The organism is Nocardia sp. NPDC057455, assembly GCF_042802775.1.
Classification (GTDB): Bacteria; Actinomycetota; Actinomycetes; order Mycobacteriales; family Mycobacteriaceae; genus Nocardia.
This window is the reverse complement of record NZ_JBHVDM010000014.1, coordinates 1-17,365: the sequence shown is the minus strand read 5'-3', so window position 1 is coordinate 17,365 and position 17,365 is coordinate 1. Positions and strand designations below refer to the sequence as shown.

The following is a 17,365-nucleotide window of genomic DNA, read 5'->3' as shown; positions in this document are numbered from 1 at the left end:
CCCCCTTGACTCACGTCGGCGAAGGGCATATAGGTATACGAACCCGACGTCAGATTCAACTCAACTCATCCGTCGCGCGCTTCCCACCGCATACCCGCGGCTCTCCGCTGCGAAGTACCGAAAGAGAACATCATGGACTTCAAGAATCGTGCATTGCTGACAGCGGCGGCTTTGGTCGCGGCCGGCACGGTCACCGCAACGACCGCCGGCGCCGAACCCGCGGTGGCCGATCGAAGCCCCCAGGTGCATTACACCGCGTCGATCGACGGTGACAGCGCGGTGATCACGGTCGACGACGGCGGTGAGTTGATCATGGACAGCGGTACATTCCAGATCCGCACCACCTCGGGGCAACTGCTGGCCGGAGTGCCCCTGGAGCTCCATGTCGACGACATCGCTTTTCCCATCGATGTCGCGGTCACCGGCAACACCGCCCGGTTGACCCCGAGCCTGGACCTCGCTCGCGCACACTACCGACCGATCATGCAACCGGCCGCAAGCCAAGCCTCTTCCGAACGTGAACAGGACGCCCTGGCGCGTGTCGGCTCGGCCATCGCCAAGGGGGTCGGCATCGGAGGAATCATCGGCGCCGCCGGCGCGGGCGTCATCGGATGTCTGCTGGGCGGATTCGCCGGCGCGGTCGTGACCGCCCCGCTGGCCATGATGCTCGGCGCCGGCCCCGTCGTCGGATGCCTGATCGGTGCGGCTTCCTTCGCGCCCACGGGAGCAGTCACGGGCGTCCTCCACGCCGCGGCCCCTGTAGCGATCCCCGCCTTCCTCGAATACTTCACCACCGTCAACACCTGAGCACTGCCGCCCTGCTCGATCAGGACGGGTCGGCGACCCGGACCAGAGATGTCACGCCTGGATTCGGCCGCACGCAAAGCGGTTCGATCCGCTCCGTCGCGACCACGAAGTCACGGCTGCGCCGAAGGTGCTCGACCGTTACCGGCCTGTCTACATAGGCACGGTCGTAGGCCACGCCGGTTCGGGTTCCCAGCGTCTCGCAGGCGCTGCCGTTCGCAGTGTTCCCGGCGGATCACGAGAGAGAGATTGATGTGGAGACAATTGTTTCGATAGCCAGCGGGAAAATACGCGGCTCCACCCGGCAGAATATCGGCACATTCCTCGGTATCCCCTATGCGGCAGCACCGATCGGGCCGGCGCGATTCGAGCTGCCCAAGCCTGCGCCGAAGTGGTCAGGGGTACGCGACACCGTCGAGCACGGACCCGACTGCGCGCAAACACCCTTTCCGCCAGCGATCGCGGCGCTGCTGGGCAGCCAATGCGCTCCAGGCGACGACTGTTTGCATCTGAACGTATGGACGCCCGATCCCGGTGGGCGCGGGCTGCCGGTGCTGGTCTGGATTCACGGGGGCAGCTTCACCCGTGGCTCCAACGCGCGGGCGCTGTACGACGGCAGCGCCTTCGCCCGCGATGGCGTGGTCCTGGTCTCGCTGAACTACCGACTCGGCATTATGGGCTTCGCCGCTGTGCCGGGTGCGCCGCTCAATCGCGGCCTGCACGATCAAATCCTCGCGTTGCGCTGGATCCAGGACAACATCGCCGCCTTCGGTGGCGATCCGGGCAACGTCACGGTCTTCGGGGAGTCGGCAGGCGGGATGAGCGTGATGACGCTACTTGCCTCGCCACCAGCTCGCGGCCTGTTCCGGCGCGCGATCGTGCAAAGCGCCAACGGCTCCGCGGTTGCGTCCGCCGAGGATGCCGACAAAGTCACGAAACTGGTGGCGGCCGAGCTCGGAATCGCTCCGACTCCAGCGGAATTCGGTGGCGTCGACATGAAGCAGCTCTGCGCGGCACAGGACGCGATCGACGGTGACCTCATGACCGATCCAGATCCCGCGCGATGGGGGAACTCGATCGTTGTCAACGGCCTAGGACTCATGGCCTTCCTGCCCGTCATCGACGGCGAGCTGATTCCTGCCCCACCACTTCGAACGCTTGTCACCGAACCGGATCGAGTCGTGCCGACATTAGCGGGCTGGAATGCCGAGGAGTTCCGCTTGTTCACCGTTCCGACCGGAGCAGCCCTCGGCATCAGCAACGACACATTGCCGACAATCCTGTCGCGCTCTGGCATCGACCCACAAATCACCGCGGCGTATCGTGCCAACCGGCCGCAAGCGTCGGCCGCCGACGTCTTCGCCGCCGTACTGACCGACCTGGCCTTCCGCAACGATACCGTCCGCATCGCCGAAACCAGCTCCGCCGCGGGCAGTTCCACTTACCTTTACGAATTCGCCTGGCGATCAGGCATCGACGGCCTGGGCGCATGTCATGCTCTCGAGATCCCCTTCGTCTTCGACCAACTCCCGAACGCGCATACGCTGACCGGCCCGAATCCACCCCAGGAACTGGCCGACGAGATGCACCGCGCATGGGTTGGCTTCGCCCACCGCGGCGACCCCGGCTGGCCGCGTTTCGATCCCGCCACCAAGCTCGTACACACCTTCGACTCACCACAGTCACATGACGTGGCCGATCCACGGAGTGACGAACTGCGCGCCCTGCGTGAATCCCGCGCGACACCGTGACCTCGCTGCCCGTCTTCAGCGTTACCACTCCTCGGCACCGACCGTGGTCCTCCCCAAGACCGCCGACGCCACGTGCCACCTCAACGGCTGCGAAAGCGGACCGGGGCTGCCGGTGCTCCATTGCGACAGCTTGTCGGCGCCGGCAATGGCGGCTCGGATCACGCGTCCTGTCCACATGATGGTTCCCGCGGGTCGGAACATCGCTGACGCCGCGGGTTTCGAACAGAAAGGATTTCCATGAAATTGTCATGGACAGCGGTTGCGGCCCTCCTTGTCGGGGTGATGTCGGGGGCCGGTCCGGCTCACGCGGATGTCTGGAGCGACCTGGTCCTCGCATCCCACAATCAAGCGCGGACGCAGTACGGCGCGCCCGAGCTGACGTGGGACCCCGCTCTGTACGCCGATACGGTGGCATGGGCGAAGGCCTGCAAGTTCCAGCACTCGGACCCGCAGGGTCGATACGGCGAAAACATCTATGCCGTAACAGATTCGAACGCCAGCATCAATGACGCAGTGGCGGCGTGGATGCAGGAAGCATCCCAGTACAACTACAACAACCCGACGTTTTCCATCGGAGCCGGCCATTTCACCCAGGTCGTATGGAAGTCCACTACGCAGGTCACCGCAGCTGTCGCCGACTGTCCGGCAGACACCATCTTCCCGGGGTTCCCGGCAAGGTTCTTCGTCGCCCGATACACCCCACCCGGTAATCAGCAAGGGCAGTTCCAGCAGAACGTAGGCCCCCACGAGTGAACCACAGGAGGAACGGCACAGGGGGACGGCGCGCTCGGGCTGGGAATCGCCATACCGGGAGGACAGCGGTGTTCCCCGCCCCGCGGCGAAGAACGGCGGATCTCGCCTTCAATCCCCGCGCCGCAGCGGCACCAGTTCGTGGCGCGGTGTCACCCAAGTAACGATCGCCACCGGACCGGTTCCCGAGGGCACACTGCACGTGGCCTGGCCCCCGGTGAATGAGACCACCTGGATTTAGAGTCCTGTTGGCCCTGGTGAGGGGCCAGAAGGGACACTGAGAACCATGGCAGGACGGAAACGGCATTCCGCGGAAGAGATCGTGCGGAAGCTGCGCCGTGCCGATGAGTTGGCCGCAGCAGGGGCTTCGGGCGAAGAGGGGTCCCGGTAGTAACCGCGCGAAAAACAACGGATGTGGCGTAATGGCTTGCGGGTAGGTATTTTCCACGTTCGGCGTGCGGCTCGGGCTGGTTGGTGTTTGGTTTGCCGATGATGGGGATCGGCGCGCTGGAGGGTGAGAGTCCGTGGCGACGCGGGTGTTCGCAGACGAGGAACTCGAACGTCTGCGGGGATTTCCGGAGATCAGCCGCGAAGAGTTGTTCCGGTACTTCACGCTGAGCCCGGCTGATGCCGCGTTCATCTATCCCGGTCGCGGTCGCGGCACTGGTGATCGGCTCGGGATCGCGGTCGCGCTGCGCACGCTGCCGTGGCTGGGGTTCGTGCCCGACCGCGTGGTGAACGCCCCGTCGGTCGCGGTGGCGCGGCTGTCCGAACAGTTGAAGGCCGATCCGGTCGAGATCGGTTCCTACGGTCGGCGTGCCCAGACCCGTACCGAGCATCTGCGGTTGGCCGCCCGGTACCTGGGCTGGGGCTGGGCGCTGATCGCCTGGATATGTCGGTGCTGCCCGCCGAGCGGCGCCGGTTCCTGGCAACCATGGGCCGCCGACTGACCCCGCAGGCGTTGGAGCGTCGCGATCCGCAGCGCCGGTATCCGATCCTGCTCACCGTGCTCGCGCAGTCGGGCACCGATGTGCTCGATGAAGTGGTCGCGTTGTTCGATCAGGCGATCTCGGCGAAGTTCGGTGCCGCCGAGCGCGGCCGCTCCGGGGAGGACCGCCAGAGTTTGCTCGATGATCTGCTGGCGATCGTCACCGACCCGGCGGTGGCCGATGAGGAGATCGGTGCGCTGATCCGCGGGGAGAAGATCGGCTGGGAGCGTCTGCTCGCGGCGCTGGCCCAGGCCAAGCCGCGCCTTCCTCGTGATCACGGGCATCTGGCGGCTCTGGATTCCTCCTACAGCTACCTGCGTCAGTCGAGGGTTGACCGCGGTGACCGACGAGCTGTACGAGGCGGTCGGCGAGCTGGCGCATATCAGCCCGGCGCACAGCGAGAACATCGACTTCTTCGGCGCGATCGAGGTCGACACCGACGCCGAACTCGCCGCCCTCGGGCCCACCGGCTACCGGCCCCTACGTGTGTGCGACACCCTGTTCTGATCCGCAGTCGTATCCCCGGCGCGATCCGGACCGCGGCGGGCCGGGGAGCGCCGCACAGACGCTTCACCGGCTGGCCGTGATTGTGCTCAGTCGGTGAACATGCGGGCGGCCATGTGCCGGGAGTTGTCGATGGCCTGGCGGCCGCGGGGCAGCATGACCGCCTGATACGCGGCGACGGCTTCGGTCAGTGCTTTTTCACCCCTTGCGGCGGAGAGGACTTCGCCGGCCAGGGTGGCGGCGTCGGCCAGGGCGGTGTTCGCGCCCGCGCCAGCGGTGGGCGGCATGGTGTGGATCGCGTCGCCGAGCAGGGTAACCGTGCCGGGCTCCCAAGTCGGCATCTGCCCGCTGATGCGGAAGGTGATCGGGAAGAACGTATCGGAATCGGAGCGGGCGTAGATCTCGCCGATCACGGGGTGCCAGTCGGCGATGATGTCGGCCGAGAGTTTCCACAACTGTTCCGACGACATGCCGAACAACGCGTCGTCGGTGACGCCGAGACGGTGTGGGGTCGCGACGAGGGTGACCATCAGATAGTCGGGCCGTTCGTCGGTGGGGGTGCGGAAGCGGACAGTGCCGAATCCGGCACCGCAGGTGCTGTCGCCGGATACCCAGCACAGTCCGCGCTCGAATTCCTCGGGCGACAACCGGTCGGTGAGGGTCATCCGGCCGTAGATGCAGCGCAGCCCGAAGTCGTCGACCACAGCGTCGGGCAGCAGTTGGCGGCGGATGGCCGATGCGACACCGTCCGCGCCGATCAGCAGATCGCCCTCGTCGCTGCTGCCGTCGGCGAACTCGACCCTGACCCGGCCGGTGTCGAGCACCTGATAGCCCGATACCGTGCGCCCGAACTCGACGATCTCGTCGAGGCCGGTGAGCAGCCCCTGGCGGAAGGTGTTGCGATCGACCGCGGTGAGCTGAGTGTGGGAGATGTCGGGAAATTCCTGCGCGAACACTCGCTGCAGCCCGGTGGTGAACGTGGTCACCAGGTCGCCGTTGCGTCCGCTGGTGCGGCGCAGCAGATCAAGCACCTGCGGTGTGAGGCAGTCGCCCAGGGCGGCATTGCCGGTCGGGTCGATGTGGATGCGATAGCCCTGGTTACGCGTGCGCGGCGTCGGGTCCTGCTCGTAGACGGCCACGTCGACTCCGCCGTGGTGCAGCGCCTGCGCCAGTGTCAGGCCTCCGACACCACCACCGGCGATGAGCACTCTTGTGCTGTACGACATTTCGACTTCCCTTGCTGAGTGCGGCCGCCTGTCGACCGGGTTCGAAACTTCATGGTGTGCCAGCCATCCAGCTGTTGTCAATCATTCATTTGAAACTGACAAAGATCTATTTGATAGTGCTCGATGGTTGTATGATCGGTGGCATGTCTGCATCCAAGCCCCGCCGGTCGCCCGCGCCGCAGGAGCGGCAGCGCGATCCCGAACGCACACGCGCGCTGATCCTGGACGCGGCGATGGCCGAGTTCGGTGCACACGGGTATGCCGGTGCCCGGATCGGAGCGATCGCCGCGCGCGCCGGGGTGAACGTGCAGCTGATCTCCTACTACTTCGACGGCAAACAAGGCCTGTATCAAGCGATTACGCAACAGTGGCAGCAGCGTCAGGGTGCGCTGGTCGCGCCGGATGCGCCGTTGTCCGAGCAATTGCGCCGCTATGCGCTGGAGACGTTGCACAATCCGGACGGGGTGCGCCTGCTGGCCTGGAACGGGCTCGAATACGGCGAGAATCGCGATGCCGGAGCCGAATCATCCTCGGGCACCGAACTGTTCGCCGACAGCATCGACGGGCTGCGCAACCTGCAGCAGGCCGGTCGTCTGCCCGGCGATGTCGACCCTGCTTGCCTGGTGATCATGCTGATGGCCGCGGCGATGGCACCCACCACGCTGCCGCATATCATCGAAGGCGTCTGCAACACCGACCCGCGCTCACCCGAATTCCTCGAACGATTCGCCGACCAGATAGCCATCCTCGCAAGCCACCTCGGGCTCGGGCCCTCCCCGGCATCCGATAAACCAGGAGCGGCGCTGCCCGCCGAGGCTCAGACGTGATCTACTACCCGCGACAACTCGGCCGCAGCGTGGGCAGCGGCGCGGGTAGTTGTTTGTGGTGGTAGCCGAGGGCGTCGGCGGCGACAGGCGCGGGCAGTTCGAGGACATGCTGGTGCAGCGCGCCGACACGGCCAGCGGTGCTGGGAACGCCGAGAGCTTTGATCAGTGCTCCAAGGGTTTCGGGGTGGATCGGTTGACCGGCGCGGCGCCCCGGGAACAACCAGCTGGATTCGCGGTTGGTGGCGGTATTCATGTTGGTTCGCTGCTCGGCCCAGGACATCAGCAGCTCGGCGACCGGCCCGGGGACCGGTTACGGTGGGTCGCCAAGTCGCAGCCGGACAGTGCCGCTGTCCTCGATCACGTCATTGAGGGTGAGCCGGACGACCCGGCTGAGGGGTTGGGCGTAGAGCAGCACGATCGCCGCCGCGACACGGGACCGCAGCGGCTGGTCAGGCTCGGTGAGTAGCCGACCGAGCAGGTCGATCCGCTACTGCTGCGGCAGCGGTGTTGCCGGGCCGATCACGACGGTGGGAAGCCGGAATCGCGGGTGAGCTTGTTGGCGATGCACCAAAGCAGAAACCCGCGGATCGAGTTGCGGGCATGGGCAGGGTGTTCGACATGCCAGGCATCGATGTCGGCTTGCCCGCCGTCGGTCAGGGTAAGCTCGCGTTCGGCGAGCCAGCCGAGAAGCCTTGTCGCCTGGGTGTCTGGGCGCAGATGCCCCGGCGGCTGCTGACGGTGAGTGGATTGCGTTCGGCTCGTGCCCGCAGCCGGGGCGCCACGTCCCAGGCGACGAACCGCTTGATCAAGCGGGCATGCTCTGGATCGGCGATGGTGGCCAGGTGTCTGATCGTCCAGCGTTCGAACGCGCAGATCTGTTGGTCGACCGGGGGCAGGATGCTGCAGGCCATTCAGCAGCTCCTCTAGGTGCGCGGCGGCGCGCCAGGGCTGAAGGGTGTGGAATGCCTCGTGGGTCAGTTCGATCTCGCCGCGGCCGAGCTCGGCCAGCAAATCCGCGGGCGCGCGGTCGCGGCCCTTGCGGTGTTTTGAGCCAGCACAATCCGGACAGCGGCGAGCTCATCGTCAGCAGGTGCGCGGCGAGCGGTGCGAGTTCGGTTCGGACCCGGCCGGTGTCGTCGCTGAGTAGGTCGGTGAGTTCGTCGGCGAAGGTGCAGAGTGTGCAGAGGCGGCGGCCGTGGAGTTTGCCTTCGTGCCCGCAGCGCGAACAGTGGTAGGAGACAGCGAATCCGGCGCAGTCAGCGCAGACCGGTGCGTGGTCGACCGGACGCAGTCCCGGCAGTGGCCGGTTGTCGCCGCAGCCGGGACAACGTCCGCGGACTCTCAGTGCCCGGTCGTGGCAGGTGCGGCAGACCTTCCCGTCGGGCCAAGTCACGGCGAAGCAGCCGAACCGGCCGCAGCGAGCGCAGTGTGCCTTGTGCCAGCGCTCGTATTGTTCCGCGGTCCGGTAGGCCGGGCTCATGTGTCTGGCAGGATCCGGGCGGCGCGTGGCCGCAGCTTCGCGACGTTGGCCGGGACCGGACCGGGCAGGACGTCGGTGGCGGTGCGGCTGACCCCGGCGTTCTCGGCCGTAGTGGTGACCAGGTCGGCCGGGGTGCATCCGAGAATGTCGCAGAGCGCCGAAAGAACTTGCAGGGAAAGCCGTTCCGGAGTTCCCGAAACCAGGCGGTGAACTTGGGAGGCGGACAGGTTGATGCCGCGTTCGTGTAGCAGCGGGACAAGTTCGGTGGCGTTGAATTTGCCGCGGGTGGCCATCAGTTCGCGCAGGCGCCAGGTGTAGCCGACGGTTCGTTTCATGCGTTCGTCCCCTTCCGGGAGTCCAGGGCTGCGGCGATACTGGCGTCGAGCTGCCGGCGCAAGGTGCGAGTGCGGAAATCCGAGGACACGCAGGTGTAGATCGAAGTCGTGGAAGCGTGCTCGTGGCCGACCTGTTCCTGCACGAACCGCGGATCCCAGCCGTCCTCGATCAGATGCGTCACATACGGCCTGCTTGTCTCCGCAGTGGCCGTGTGCGGTCGGGTGCATGTGGCGATTGAGCAGCAAGGCGGCAGTGGGCTGCTTTTGCCACTCCGATGACGGCGCGTGTTGCATTGCAGCCCTGGCGAAGTGACCGAGGTCACGCCTCGACGAGATGGGACTGGCTCACCGATCGGCATCGTATGGGCTTCCTGTTGGGAGGTCCCTGAGGACCGTTCGACGTGTGTCCGCCGGGTGGTTGAGTATGGGGTGTGCTTGTTCGCCAATTGACCGACCGAGATCATGGATTGATCGATGCTGCGGTGCGGAGGTTCCGTGGTGTTGTGGTCCAAGACCACGCGCCGTTCTTGCAGGATCCAGCGACGATCACCTTCGTCGCCTTGGAGGGCAGCGAGGTCATTGGATGGGTGTGGGGAATGCGGCAACGTCATGTCGGTGGCTATTCCCAGGTGCAGTTGTATGAGATCGGTGTCGTCGAGCGATTCCGGAAGCAGGGCGTCGGACGTGCACTGCTGACGGCGTTCCGCGATCTGGCGGTAGCGGAGGGCCACCGCAGGATGTGGTTGTTCACCGATGAGGACAACGCTGCTGCGAAGGCTCTGTATGAAGCCACCGGTGGGGAACCCTCGCTTCATGACGATGCAGGCTATTGGTGGCAACTCGACGCGGCCGAGCCCGGATGTCGCCGCGACGCCGCGGTCGGTTAGCACGGTCCGATCAATTTCTGCCGCGTCGGCGGCAGGTGGGTGACGTTTGTTTTCGGATCGGCGACCGTGCGAAGCCGCTGGATCTCTTCGTGTTGCGCCGCGAGTCTCGAGAGAGCGTGGGTGCGGAAGGCGGTGAGTTCCTCGATTGTCGAATTCGCCTGTGCAAGGCGGTCTCTGAGCTTATCGGCCTCGACTTTCAGCCGTTGGATCTGCGCGGCTCTCGGGTCCGGGGTTTCTCCATCGTGCTGCAGTTGCTGAATCCGGTGCTCGAACTCCGCGCGTAGGTGTGCGTAGGGCCGGGTGCCGTAGAAGGCTGTTCGGTCGACTCCGGCTTCGAGTGCGAGGGTCTTGATATCGCAGCCTCCGCCGGGTGGAATCTCCCCGTGTAGCAGCCGGTCCATGGCGGCGCGAATGCGGTTCTCGTTCTGGATGCGTTGTGTGGCACTGATTCTCATGCGTCGTCCGTGGTCGTGTCGGAGATGGCGGCGGCGTCGATGGCGTCGATGACACGTCTGGCCCGGTCGTAGTCGGCTTGCAGACGGGTCCTATCGGTGCGGCGGGTCGTGCCGATGGCGCCGAGGAACGTCTTGGTCTGTTCGGCGTGTTCGGCCCAGACGGGCCGGTGGTGCTGGTGGTGGGTGGCTTGCGGGCAGCGTGCCGAGTCACACATGCCCGCCAGGGGCCGGTCCGCGTGCGGGGTGCCGGCTAGTTTGAGGCAGAGCGCCCGGGATGGGTCACTGAACCAGCAATAGTTCGCGGTTCCCAGGTGCAGGATGCGGGCGCGTTTGGTGAGCAGATTGAGGATTTCCCGGTCGCTGGCTTGGATTTTCGGCGCGGTCGGGTCCGTGATCTGGCCGTCGACGTGGGCGAAGAATTCGGTCAGCTCGCGAGCGCCGGGCCCGGCGGGCATGATGCCTTGCTGGTAGTTGCGGAACTCGGTCCAGACCAGCTCCACGTTGCGGTCGGCTTCGTGCTTGTTCACCTCGGCGAGCAATTCCGCTTGTGCCCCACCGGGTTTGGACACGTATCCTTCGGTCGTGGCGACGGCAATGTGTTTGAGGTGCCACTTTGCGGCCAGCATCCCGCCTGGCCGGTAGGCCAGCTCGATGGCCAGAGTGCGGCGCAGGGCGCGCAGGCTCACTGGGCTGTCGGGGATCGGGGCAAGGCCGAGCCGCTGGCCGGCGGATCCATTGACCCAGTTGCGCAGCCAGGTCAGGCGGACGTCGAAGGCGAACCTGCCCAGCAGGGGCGCGCCTGGCTCGGGGTCCTCGTGCAGTCGCTCAAGCAGTTGGGCGGCCCGGTAGGCGGGTTCGATGACCACCCATTCATCCGGGACTCCGCCAAGTTTCTGGCCTTTGACCACGCGACTGGCCAACCGATATCGCACGAGGTCCGGCCCGCAATTTTCCGGTGGTCGACAGCAGCCGACTTCGAGTTTCATCAACTCACTGGACCTCATTCCAGACAAGGCCGCCAAGAGCGTGATCGCGCCGGTGCGAACGATTCCGACAACGGCTCGCGCCTGTTCACGATCGAGCGGAACCGTCCACGAAGTCTGGTCGCCGTTGTCGGCCCGCTCGACCGCGGCGGCATTTCGGGCGAACTGCCGCTCGGCGCCGACCTGATCCAGGGTTGCCTCGAGGCGGACGCGCAGAGGTGGCAGCCAGTCGGTCTGGAACTGTGTGAACCCTGCTTGCCGCGCCAAGACTCCCAGCGCGATCGGCAGCAGCGGATCCTGCGGTGACCAGCCCTGCGCGATCCGCCGCCGGACCCAATGCTCGGGAAGCATCGGCAAGGGTTCACCTCGGCGCCTGTATCCGGCGAGCAACCCAGTGAATTCTGCGCTCGGCAGCCTCGCAACCGGGGTGTGCCGCCCCTGCCGGATGGACCATTTGCGATGAGCGTCGTCGACCTGGAGCGACAGCTCGACAGAGTTCAGCCGCTGGCAGCCGATCCGCAGTCCGCGCTCGGACGGCCAGGCCGCCGGGCGGTGATCAACCGCTGCGCCAACGCCACCACTTCGCGCTGTCCGGCGGCGGCGGCTTGGCCGAGGAACGGGGCGACCACCAGTAGCTCAGAATTCGTCGGGACAACCGCATGAACCCCGGGTGTGAAGTACTGCTTCGAGATTTACCACTCCGGGGCGGGGCATGTGTTCGTCGAGCTGTCGTAACAGCAGATCAATCGCTGTCTCGCCCATGCGACGGGTGGGCTGGGCCATCGTGGTCAGGCCCGGGCGGGTGTAGCGGGAGTATTCGATTCCATCGAAGGCGACCACCGCGAGGTCGTCGGGGACTCGCAGCCCGGCATCGTAGGCGGCGCGAAGCATACCCATTGCCTGCAGGTCGCTGGTCACGAAAATCGCTGTGGGGCGGCGCGAATCGGCCATGAGGTCGGCCAATGCGCGGTAGCCCGCAGCACCGCCGAAATCCGTGCGCACGATACGCCCTTCGGCGAGTCCTGCTGCCGCCAGAGCATTTCGGTAGCCCTGCACGCGGTCCTCGGCAGTGGACACGTGCGGGCCGCTCAGGCAGGCGATTTCGCGGTGGCCGTGTCCGATGAGATGGGCGACGGCTTGTTCCGCACCTGCGACCGAATCGCACATGACGTGCGCGCAACGCGCCGGATCGATGACGCGGTCCAGTGCCACCAACACCATGCCGGCCTCCTCACAGGCGTCGGCGATCCCGGTCTTCCAGGACGACGAAATCGCCAGCAGCCCTTCGACTCTGCGATCTATGAAGGTGCGCACATAGGCGCGTTCGCGATCTTCGTCACCGGCGGCATTGCCGACGAAAAGCGGATATCCCCGCGCGAAGGCAGCCGCCTCGATCACTGCGGACAGTTCGGCGAAGAACGGGTTGGCGCCGTCCGGAATTACCATGCCCAGCGCATGTCCTCGGTTCATGCGCAGGCTGCGCGCGGACATATTGGGCCGGTAGCCGAGTTCGGCGATGGCCGCTTCGATCCGGGCCTTGGTCGCGGGCGCGACCTGCCGCGGTCCGCCGTTGAGCACATAGCTCACCAGCGCCGGTGACGTACCGGCCAGCCGTGCCACGTCGGCTCGTGTGACTGCCATCGGAAATCGCTCCTTGCTCTGACCGCCCATCCAAGCACTCCGCGCGAGTGACTTGACAGCCGGTGACTCGGGTCACACACTACTCATCAACTCGCGTTGATCAACACGAGTTGATACCTGAGATGGATAGGTCGAACTGACGATGGATGCTCGATTCAGGCGCGCAATGGTGCCGCTTGTCCTCATCGGCGCGCTTGCCGCCGCTGCCTGCGGTCGCGGTGGACAGGACGGGAGCGATGGCGATTTCAAGATCGCGATCGTTACCCGGAACTTCACCAACCCCTACTGGGCGGCATTGCGTGACGGTGCCATCGCTGAGGGACAGAGGCTCGGGGTGAAGGTCACGGTGCAGGCCGGACAGTCCGAGACCGACGCCGACGGTGAGAACGCCCAGATCTCCACTCTGGCCGCGCAGGGCTACGACTGCTTCGGCGTGGTGCCGGTCAATGCCACGAATGTGATCACCCCGCTCACGCCGGTGGCGCGCAAGAACATTCCGATTCTCGATCTCGACACCCAGATCGATGCGAAGGCCTCCGCGCAGGCCGGGGTGTCGTATGCGAGCTTCATCGGCTCGGACAATCTCGATGCGGGCCGCATCGCCGGGCAGAAGATGCTCGAGGCGCTCGGCGGCACCGGCAAGGTCGCCGTCCTGCAGGGCATCGCGGGCGAGCAGAACGGCATCAACCGCGACCAGGGCTTCACCGATGCCGTCGCGGGCAAGCTGGAGATCGTGCAGAAGGCGCCCGCCGACTACGAACAGGACAAGGGCCTACAGGTCACCGAAGCGATCCTGAAGGCACACCCGGATATCACGGGCATTTTCTCAGCCAATGACACGATGGGCCTCGGCGCGGCACAGGCCATCAAGAACGCAGGCCGGACCGGCCAGATCAAGGTGATCTCCGTCGACGGCATCCAAGCCGCCCTCGACGCCGTCAAGGCGGGCACCCTGACCGGCACGGTGACCCAATACCCGTATGCCGAAGGACAACTCGCGGTGCAGAGCTGCCTGGCCGAACACCAGGGCAAGAAGCTGCCCGAGCGCGTGGTCTCCCCCATCGCCTTCATCGGCAAGGACAATGTCGACCAGCAGATCGCGGCGTTCCCGCGTCCGATCGTCTCCTTCGACAACCCGGTGGAAGGGCTGTTGAACAAGTGACCGCAGAGGCATCCGAAAACCTCCGCGCGCGTGAGGGGCACACGGGGATCCTCGCCAAGGTCGCCGAATTCGCGGCACCGCTTGCCCTGGTCGTGCTGTGGGCGGCGTTCTTCATCGCCACCCCGAACTTCCTCACGGCGGACAATATCGGCGATCTGCTCGTCGCATCGACCATCCTCACTGTGCTCGCGCTCGGTCAGCAGTTCGCGATCACCGTCGGCGGCATCGATCTGTCGGTCGGTGCCAATCTGCCATGGGCGGCAGCCGTTCTCGGGTATCTGGCCAGCCATGGCTACCCGATGACGGTCGCCATCGGGGCGGCGATCCTCGCCGGACTGGCGGTGGGCATCGTCAACGGTGTGCTGGTCGGCCGACTGCATATGACCGATTTCGTCGTCACACTCGGCATGCTGAGCGTGCTCAACGGCATCACCCTGCTGCTGACGCACGGCAATACCGAGGCCGTGAGTTCCCATTTCCTGCAACGGCTCGCACTCGACGGCATCGGACCGGTGCGCTGGTTCTGGCTGCTGGCACTGGTCGCCGCACTGGTCGTGGCGGGCATCATCTTCCGCACCCGGATCGGCACCCACTTGCTCGCTACCGGCGGACGTCTGGAGGCCGCGCGCGACACCGGCATTTCGGTGGACCGGATCCGGCTGTTCGCCTACGCCATGTCCGGATTGCTGTGCGGCATAGCCGGTGTCATGCTGGTTGCTCGCAACGGCGGTGCGGATCCGTCGCTACAGACCACCTACCTGCTGAGTTCGATCGCCGCGGTGGTGCTCGGCGGTTCGTCGCTGTCCGGCGGCAAGGCGTCGGTGCTCGGCACCGTATGCGGTGCGGTGCTGTTCACCTCGCTGATCAACGGGTTCACCATTCTCGGCATCTCGCAGTATTACCAGCCCGTCGCCGTCGGCGCGGTGCTGCTGCTGGCCGCCGGGATCGCCCGCTTCCGAAAGTAGACCGAACATGACGATTCCATTGCTGGAGGCGCGCGAGCTCACCAAGTCCTTCGACTCGGTGCGTGCGCTGGCCGGGGTCTCGCTGACGATCCCGGAGGGTGAGGTCACCGCGCTGGTCGGCGATAACGGCGCGGGCAAGTCGACATTGGTGCGCTGCCTGACCGGCGTGCAGACACCGGATACCGGGCAGATCCTGTTCAAGGGCGAACCGGTGCGCCTGCGCTCACCGGAGGACGCCCGCAAGATGGGCATCGAGACCGTGTATCAGGATCTCGCACTCATCGACGATCTGGCCGTATGGCAGAATCTTTTCCTCAACCGCGAGCTGATATATCCGCTCGGCATCGTCAACCGCAGGGCGATGATCGCCCGCAGCGGCGAGATCCTGCGCGATCTGGATGTCGATGTGCCCTCGGTGCGCACCACCGTCCGCCGGATGAGCGGCGGACAACGCCAGAGCATCGCCATCGCCCGCGCGGTGGCCTGGGGCAAATCCATGGTGATCATGGACGAGCCGACCGCAGCGCTGGGCGTACGGGAGACCGCCGCGGTCGAGAAGTTGGTGCGCGGCCTGCGCGAGCGGGGGATCACCGTATTGATCATCAGCCACGATCTGGCACAGGTCATGCGGATCTGCGACAATGTCGTGGTCCTGCGGCGCGGCAGATCCGTTGCGGCACATCGGATCGCCGAAGTGGACGGTGACCGGCTGGTCGCATTGATCACCGGTGCCGCACCCGGCAATCTGGAGATCACCCCGGACGGAGCCGAGTCGTGACGGTTGTCGTCCTCGGCTCGGTCAACCAGGACATCGTCTGTGAGGTGCAACAGCTGCCGCGGCCCGGCGAAACAGTGCTGGCACTGCGCTCGCGAACCAACCTGGGTGGCAAGGGTTCCAACCAGGCCGTAGCGGCGGCACGAGCGGGCGGCCGGGTCGAATTCATTGCCAGAATCGGCCGTGATGCCGATCCCGGACTTCGGAAAGCGTTGCACGAGTACGGTGTCGAGCTCAGCGCACTGCGCGAGGTGCAGGACGCGCGGACCGGAACCGCCTATATCACCGTCGCCGACGGCGAGAACCAGATCGTGGTCGATCCCGGTGCCAACTTCGGCTGGGAATCCGAATCCGAACTCGACACCATGGCCGAGGCCCACTTGCTGCGGTCGGCCGAAGTCGTCGTCGCACAGTTGGAAGTGCCGCCGAACGTGGTCGAATGGGCCGCGCGGCGGGCGCGCAGGTTCGTCCTCAATGCCGCTCCGGCGACGGCGCTGTCGGATGAGCTGCTGCGCCGCTGCCATCCGCTGATCGTCAACGAATCCGAGCTGTCAGCGCTGACAGGAACCACCGCGCGGACACCCGAGCAGGCATTCCACCTGGCCCGTACGCTGTGCCTGCGGGGGGTGGAGTCCGTCGTCGCCACATTGGGGGCCGCCGGGTCGGTGTGGGCGCACCGCTGCGATGCGACGGCGCCGGTTTCTGGTGGTTATCAGGCTGCGCCACAAGTCAATTCGGTGGATTCCACCGGTGCGGGCGATGCCTTCGTCGGCGCGCTGGCCGCCGCACTCGCCGATGGAATGCCGCTCGGTGGCGCCGTGGCCTACGCCACCGCGGCCGGTGCGCTCGCCGTCCAGACACCGGGAACCCACGCCTCCTACCCCACCGGGAGCCAGATCGTCACGGCGCTCGCGGCCATCCCCATAGCCCAGCCCCTCGACTGACCCTCTTCGACAAGGAATCGAACTTTGCGCACCAGCGGACTCATTCACGCCGAATTGCTCGCCGCACTCACGGCGCTGCGCCATACCGACCTCTTCGCCGTCAGCGACTCCGGCCTGCCGTCACCCGTCGGCGTGCCGGTCATCGACCTGGGCATCAGTTACGGACTCCCCCGGTTCGAGCCGATCCTCGAGCTGATCCTGGGAGAGGTAACTGTCGAAGCCGCCTGGGGCAGCCGCGACGTCGCGGACACTAATCCGGAGGCCGCTGCCCTGCTCAGCGGCCTCAACGCCGAGTTGATCGACCACGACGACTTCAAACAGCGCATCGGAGCCAGCCGGTTCGTGGTGCGCACCGGCGAGGCCCGGCCGTACGCAAATGTGTTGCTGCGGGCCGGGGTGCCCTGGCTGTAGCGTCATCCGCACCGACGTAAGGAGAAACGTATCTGCCCCCGTCGGCGGGGCGACGACGACAGGTCCCGGACAGGCAGGTGATTCGCCCGCATGTGTGGTGGATCGTCTGGACTCGTATCCGCAGCTACCGGTCCGGGATCTTCTGTCCCCGACGCGGACACGGCGTGTGAATTCGCGTCACCGCTTTCTCCTCTCTGTTTCGGATGGACTCATCGCGACAGCCCCGAAGCCAAGAAACTCGTGGACCGCGTCACCGCCGAGTCGACCACACCGCCGCATGAACTGATGCCAGGCCCCGCACTCGGTGGCACGCAAGCTTCGAACCGGTACAGCGCGAAAGCGCTTCAACGGCGCAGGACGTGGCGGTCGACTGCGGCGGGCAGTTCGGCGAGAACAGATCAGTCGACGAGGTTCAGCGTCGGCCTCGGCAGTCGGCCGCCACGACTAGTGTTCCGCGCCAGAAATACGGGTTAAGG

19 protein-coding genes and 2 pseudogenes are annotated in these 17,365 nt (G+C 66.0%); 12 read left to right on the top strand and 9 right to left on the bottom strand.

Annotation, left to right across the window (positions count from 1 at the left end):
• Positions 1-132 precede the first annotated feature (132 nt).
• From ACFU5M_RS08180 to ACFU5M_RS08160, 5 genes and pseudogenes are all read left to right on the top strand, one after another.
• Entirely contained in the window at positions 133-807 is a 675-nt protein-coding gene (locus tag ACFU5M_RS08180; RefSeq protein WP_379045751.1) for a hypothetical protein, read from the top strand.
• Positions 808-1,058: 251 nt separating this feature from the next.
• On the top strand, positions 1,059-2,555 hold the full coding sequence (locus ACFU5M_RS08175; protein WP_379045990.1) for a carboxylesterase/lipase family protein: 1,497 nt from the start codon (positions 1,059-1,061) through the stop codon (positions 2,553-2,555).
• 237 nt (positions 2,556-2,792) lie between these two features.
• Positions 2,793-3,308: a CAP family protein gene (locus ACFU5M_RS08170; RefSeq protein WP_379045748.1), complete on the top strand. Its 516-nt coding sequence runs from the start codon at positions 2,793-2,795 to the stop codon at positions 3,306-3,308.
• A gap of 521 nt (positions 3,309-3,829) precedes the next feature.
• A pseudogene (locus ACFU5M_RS08165) lies at positions 3,830-4,617 on the top strand (DUF4158 domain-containing protein); the annotation flags it as partial.
• A gap of 16 nt (positions 4,618-4,633) precedes the next feature.
• The gene (locus ACFU5M_RS08160; RefSeq protein WP_379046008.1) at positions 4,634-4,801 is read left to right on the top strand and encodes a hypothetical protein; all 168 of its coding nucleotides are present in this window, start codon (positions 4,634-4,636) and stop codon (positions 4,799-4,801) included.
• Positions 4,802-4,887: 86 nt separating this feature from the next.
• Here ACFU5M_RS08160 and ACFU5M_RS08155 read toward each other — a convergent pair whose 3' ends face one another.
• A complete protein-coding gene (locus ACFU5M_RS08155) occupies positions 4,888-6,024 on the bottom strand; it encodes an FAD-dependent oxidoreductase (RefSeq protein ID WP_379045745.1) in 1,137 nt (378 codons plus the stop codon).
• A 56-nt stretch (positions 6,025-6,080) separates the two neighbouring features.
• On the opposite strand from ACFU5M_RS08155, the gene ACFU5M_RS08150 reads away from it, so the two are divergent.
• On the top strand, positions 6,081-6,851 hold the full coding sequence (locus ACFU5M_RS08150; protein WP_379045743.1) for a TetR/AcrR family transcriptional regulator: 771 nt from the start codon (positions 6,081-6,083) through the stop codon (positions 6,849-6,851).
• A gap of 4 nt (positions 6,852-6,855) precedes the next feature.
• On the opposite strand, the gene ACFU5M_RS08145 is transcribed toward ACFU5M_RS08150, so the two are convergent.
• The 4 genes and pseudogenes from ACFU5M_RS08145 to ACFU5M_RS08130 form a co-directional block, all read right to left on the bottom strand.
• The gene (locus ACFU5M_RS08145) at positions 6,856-7,104 is read right to left on the bottom strand and encodes a hypothetical protein (RefSeq protein WP_379045740.1); all 249 of its coding nucleotides are present in this window, start codon (positions 7,102-7,104) and stop codon (positions 6,856-6,858) included.
• Positions 7,105-7,370: 266 nt separating this feature from the next.
• Positions 7,371-7,862, bottom strand: coding sequence for a hypothetical protein (locus ACFU5M_RS08140; protein ID WP_379045737.1), 492 nt, complete (start codon positions 7,860-7,862; stop codon positions 7,371-7,373).
• A gap of 465 nt (positions 7,863-8,327) precedes the next feature.
• Positions 8,328-8,666, bottom strand: a complete 339-nt coding sequence (locus tag ACFU5M_RS08135) for a helix-turn-helix domain-containing protein (protein ID WP_379045734.1) — start codon at positions 8,664-8,666, stop codon at positions 8,328-8,330.
• Positions 8,663-8,857 (bottom strand): annotated as a pseudogene (locus ACFU5M_RS08130) (tyrosine-type recombinase/integrase); the annotation flags it as partial. The gene ACFU5M_RS08135 and the pseudogene ACFU5M_RS08130, both read right to left, overlap by 4 nt.
• 255 nt (positions 8,858-9,112) lie before the next feature.
• On the opposite strand from ACFU5M_RS08130, the gene ACFU5M_RS08125 reads away from it, so the two are divergent.
• The gene (locus tag ACFU5M_RS08125) at positions 9,113-9,553 is read left to right on the top strand and encodes a GNAT family N-acetyltransferase (protein ID WP_379045731.1); all 441 of its coding nucleotides are present in this window, start codon (positions 9,113-9,115) and stop codon (positions 9,551-9,553) included.
• Here ACFU5M_RS08125 and ACFU5M_RS08120 read toward each other — a convergent pair.
• The 4 genes from ACFU5M_RS08120 to ACFU5M_RS08105 form a co-directional block, all read right to left on the bottom strand.
• A complete protein-coding gene (locus ACFU5M_RS08120) occupies positions 9,550-9,954 on the bottom strand; it encodes a hypothetical protein (protein WP_379045728.1) in 405 nt (134 codons plus the stop codon). The genes ACFU5M_RS08125 and ACFU5M_RS08120 overlap by 4 nt on opposite strands.
• Positions 9,955-10,004: 50 nt before the next feature.
• The gene (locus tag ACFU5M_RS08115; RefSeq protein WP_379045725.1) at positions 10,005-10,994 is read right to left on the bottom strand and encodes a hypothetical protein; all 990 of its coding nucleotides are present in this window, start codon (positions 10,992-10,994) and stop codon (positions 10,005-10,007) included.
• Positions 10,995-11,488: 494 nt separating this feature from the next.
• A complete protein-coding gene (locus ACFU5M_RS08110) occupies positions 11,489-11,620 on the bottom strand; it encodes a hypothetical protein (RefSeq protein ID WP_379045722.1) in 132 nt (43 codons plus the stop codon).
• Positions 11,621-11,627: 7 nt separating this feature from the next.
• Positions 11,628-12,632 carry a LacI family DNA-binding transcriptional regulator gene (locus ACFU5M_RS08105; protein ID WP_379045719.1) on the bottom strand — a complete coding sequence of 335 codons (1,005 nt, stop codon included), beginning with the start codon at positions 12,630-12,632 and terminating at the stop codon, positions 11,628-11,630.
• Between the two features lie 166 nt (positions 12,633-12,798).
• On the opposite strand from ACFU5M_RS08105, the gene ACFU5M_RS08100 reads away from it, so the two are divergent.
• The 5 genes from ACFU5M_RS08100 to rbsD are packed head-to-tail and all read left to right on the top strand — an operon-like array spanning position 12,799 to position 16,889.
• Positions 12,799-13,794, top strand: coding sequence for a substrate-binding domain-containing protein (locus tag ACFU5M_RS08100; RefSeq protein WP_379045716.1), 996 nt, complete (start codon positions 12,799-12,801; stop codon positions 13,792-13,794).
• Positions 13,791-14,759, top strand: coding sequence for an ABC transporter permease (locus ACFU5M_RS08095; RefSeq protein WP_379045713.1), 969 nt, complete (start codon positions 13,791-13,793; stop codon positions 14,757-14,759). The genes ACFU5M_RS08100 and ACFU5M_RS08095 overlap by 4 nt, the downstream gene beginning before the upstream one ends.
• 7 nt (positions 14,760-14,766) lie before the next feature.
• Complete coding sequence (locus ACFU5M_RS08090) at positions 14,767-15,537, top strand: ATP-binding cassette domain-containing protein (RefSeq protein ID WP_379045710.1); 771 nt, start codon at positions 14,767-14,769, stop codon at positions 15,535-15,537.
• Positions 15,534-16,478, top strand: a complete 945-nt coding sequence (locus tag ACFU5M_RS08085) for a ribokinase (RefSeq protein WP_379045707.1) — start codon at positions 15,534-15,536, stop codon at positions 16,476-16,478. The genes ACFU5M_RS08090 and ACFU5M_RS08085 overlap by 4 nt, the downstream gene beginning before the upstream one ends.
• Positions 16,479-16,502: 24 nt before the next feature.
• A complete protein-coding gene (rbsD, locus tag ACFU5M_RS08080) occupies positions 16,503-16,889 on the top strand; it encodes a D-ribose pyranase (RefSeq protein ID WP_379045704.1) in 387 nt (128 codons plus the stop codon).
• Positions 16,890-17,365: the final 476 nt, after the last annotated feature.

Bases quoted from the DNA above. Each gene is read 5' to 3' on its own strand.
- ACFU5M_RS08145 (WP_379045740.1), bottom strand. From the start codon at position 7,104: ATGAATACCGCCACCAACCGCGAATCCAGCTGGTTGTTCCCGGGGCGC.
- ACFU5M_RS08120 (WP_379045728.1), bottom strand. From the start codon at position 9,954: ATGGACCGGCTGCTACACGGGGAGATTCCACCCGGCGGAGGCTGCGAT.
- ACFU5M_RS08090 (WP_379045710.1), top strand. From the start codon at position 14,767: ATGACGATTCCATTGCTGGAGGCGCGCGAGCTCACCAAGTCCTTCGAC.
- ACFU5M_RS08135 (WP_379045734.1), bottom strand. From the start codon at position 8,666: ATGAAACGAACCGTCGGCTACACCTGGCGCCTGCGCGAACTGATGGCC.
- ACFU5M_RS08100 (WP_379045716.1), top strand. From the start codon at position 12,799: ATGGTGCCGCTTGTCCTCATCGGCGCGCTTGCCGCCGCTGCCTGCGGT.
- ACFU5M_RS08105 (WP_379045719.1), bottom strand. From the start codon at position 12,632: ATGGCAGTCACACGAGCCGACGTGGCACGGCTGGCCGGTACGTCACCG.
- ACFU5M_RS08155 (WP_379045745.1), bottom strand. From the start codon at position 6,024: ATGTCGTACAGCACAAGAGTGCTCATCGCCGGTGGTGGTGTCGGAGGC.
- ACFU5M_RS08180 (WP_379045751.1), top strand. From the start codon at position 133: ATGGACTTCAAGAATCGTGCATTGCTGACAGCGGCGGCTTTGGTCGCG.
- ACFU5M_RS08115 (WP_379045725.1), bottom strand. From the start codon at position 10,994: ATGAAACTCGAAGTCGGCTGCTGTCGACCACCGGAAAATTGCGGGCCG.
- ACFU5M_RS08170 (WP_379045748.1), top strand. From the start codon at position 2,793: ATGAAATTGTCATGGACAGCGGTTGCGGCCCTCCTTGTCGGGGTGATG.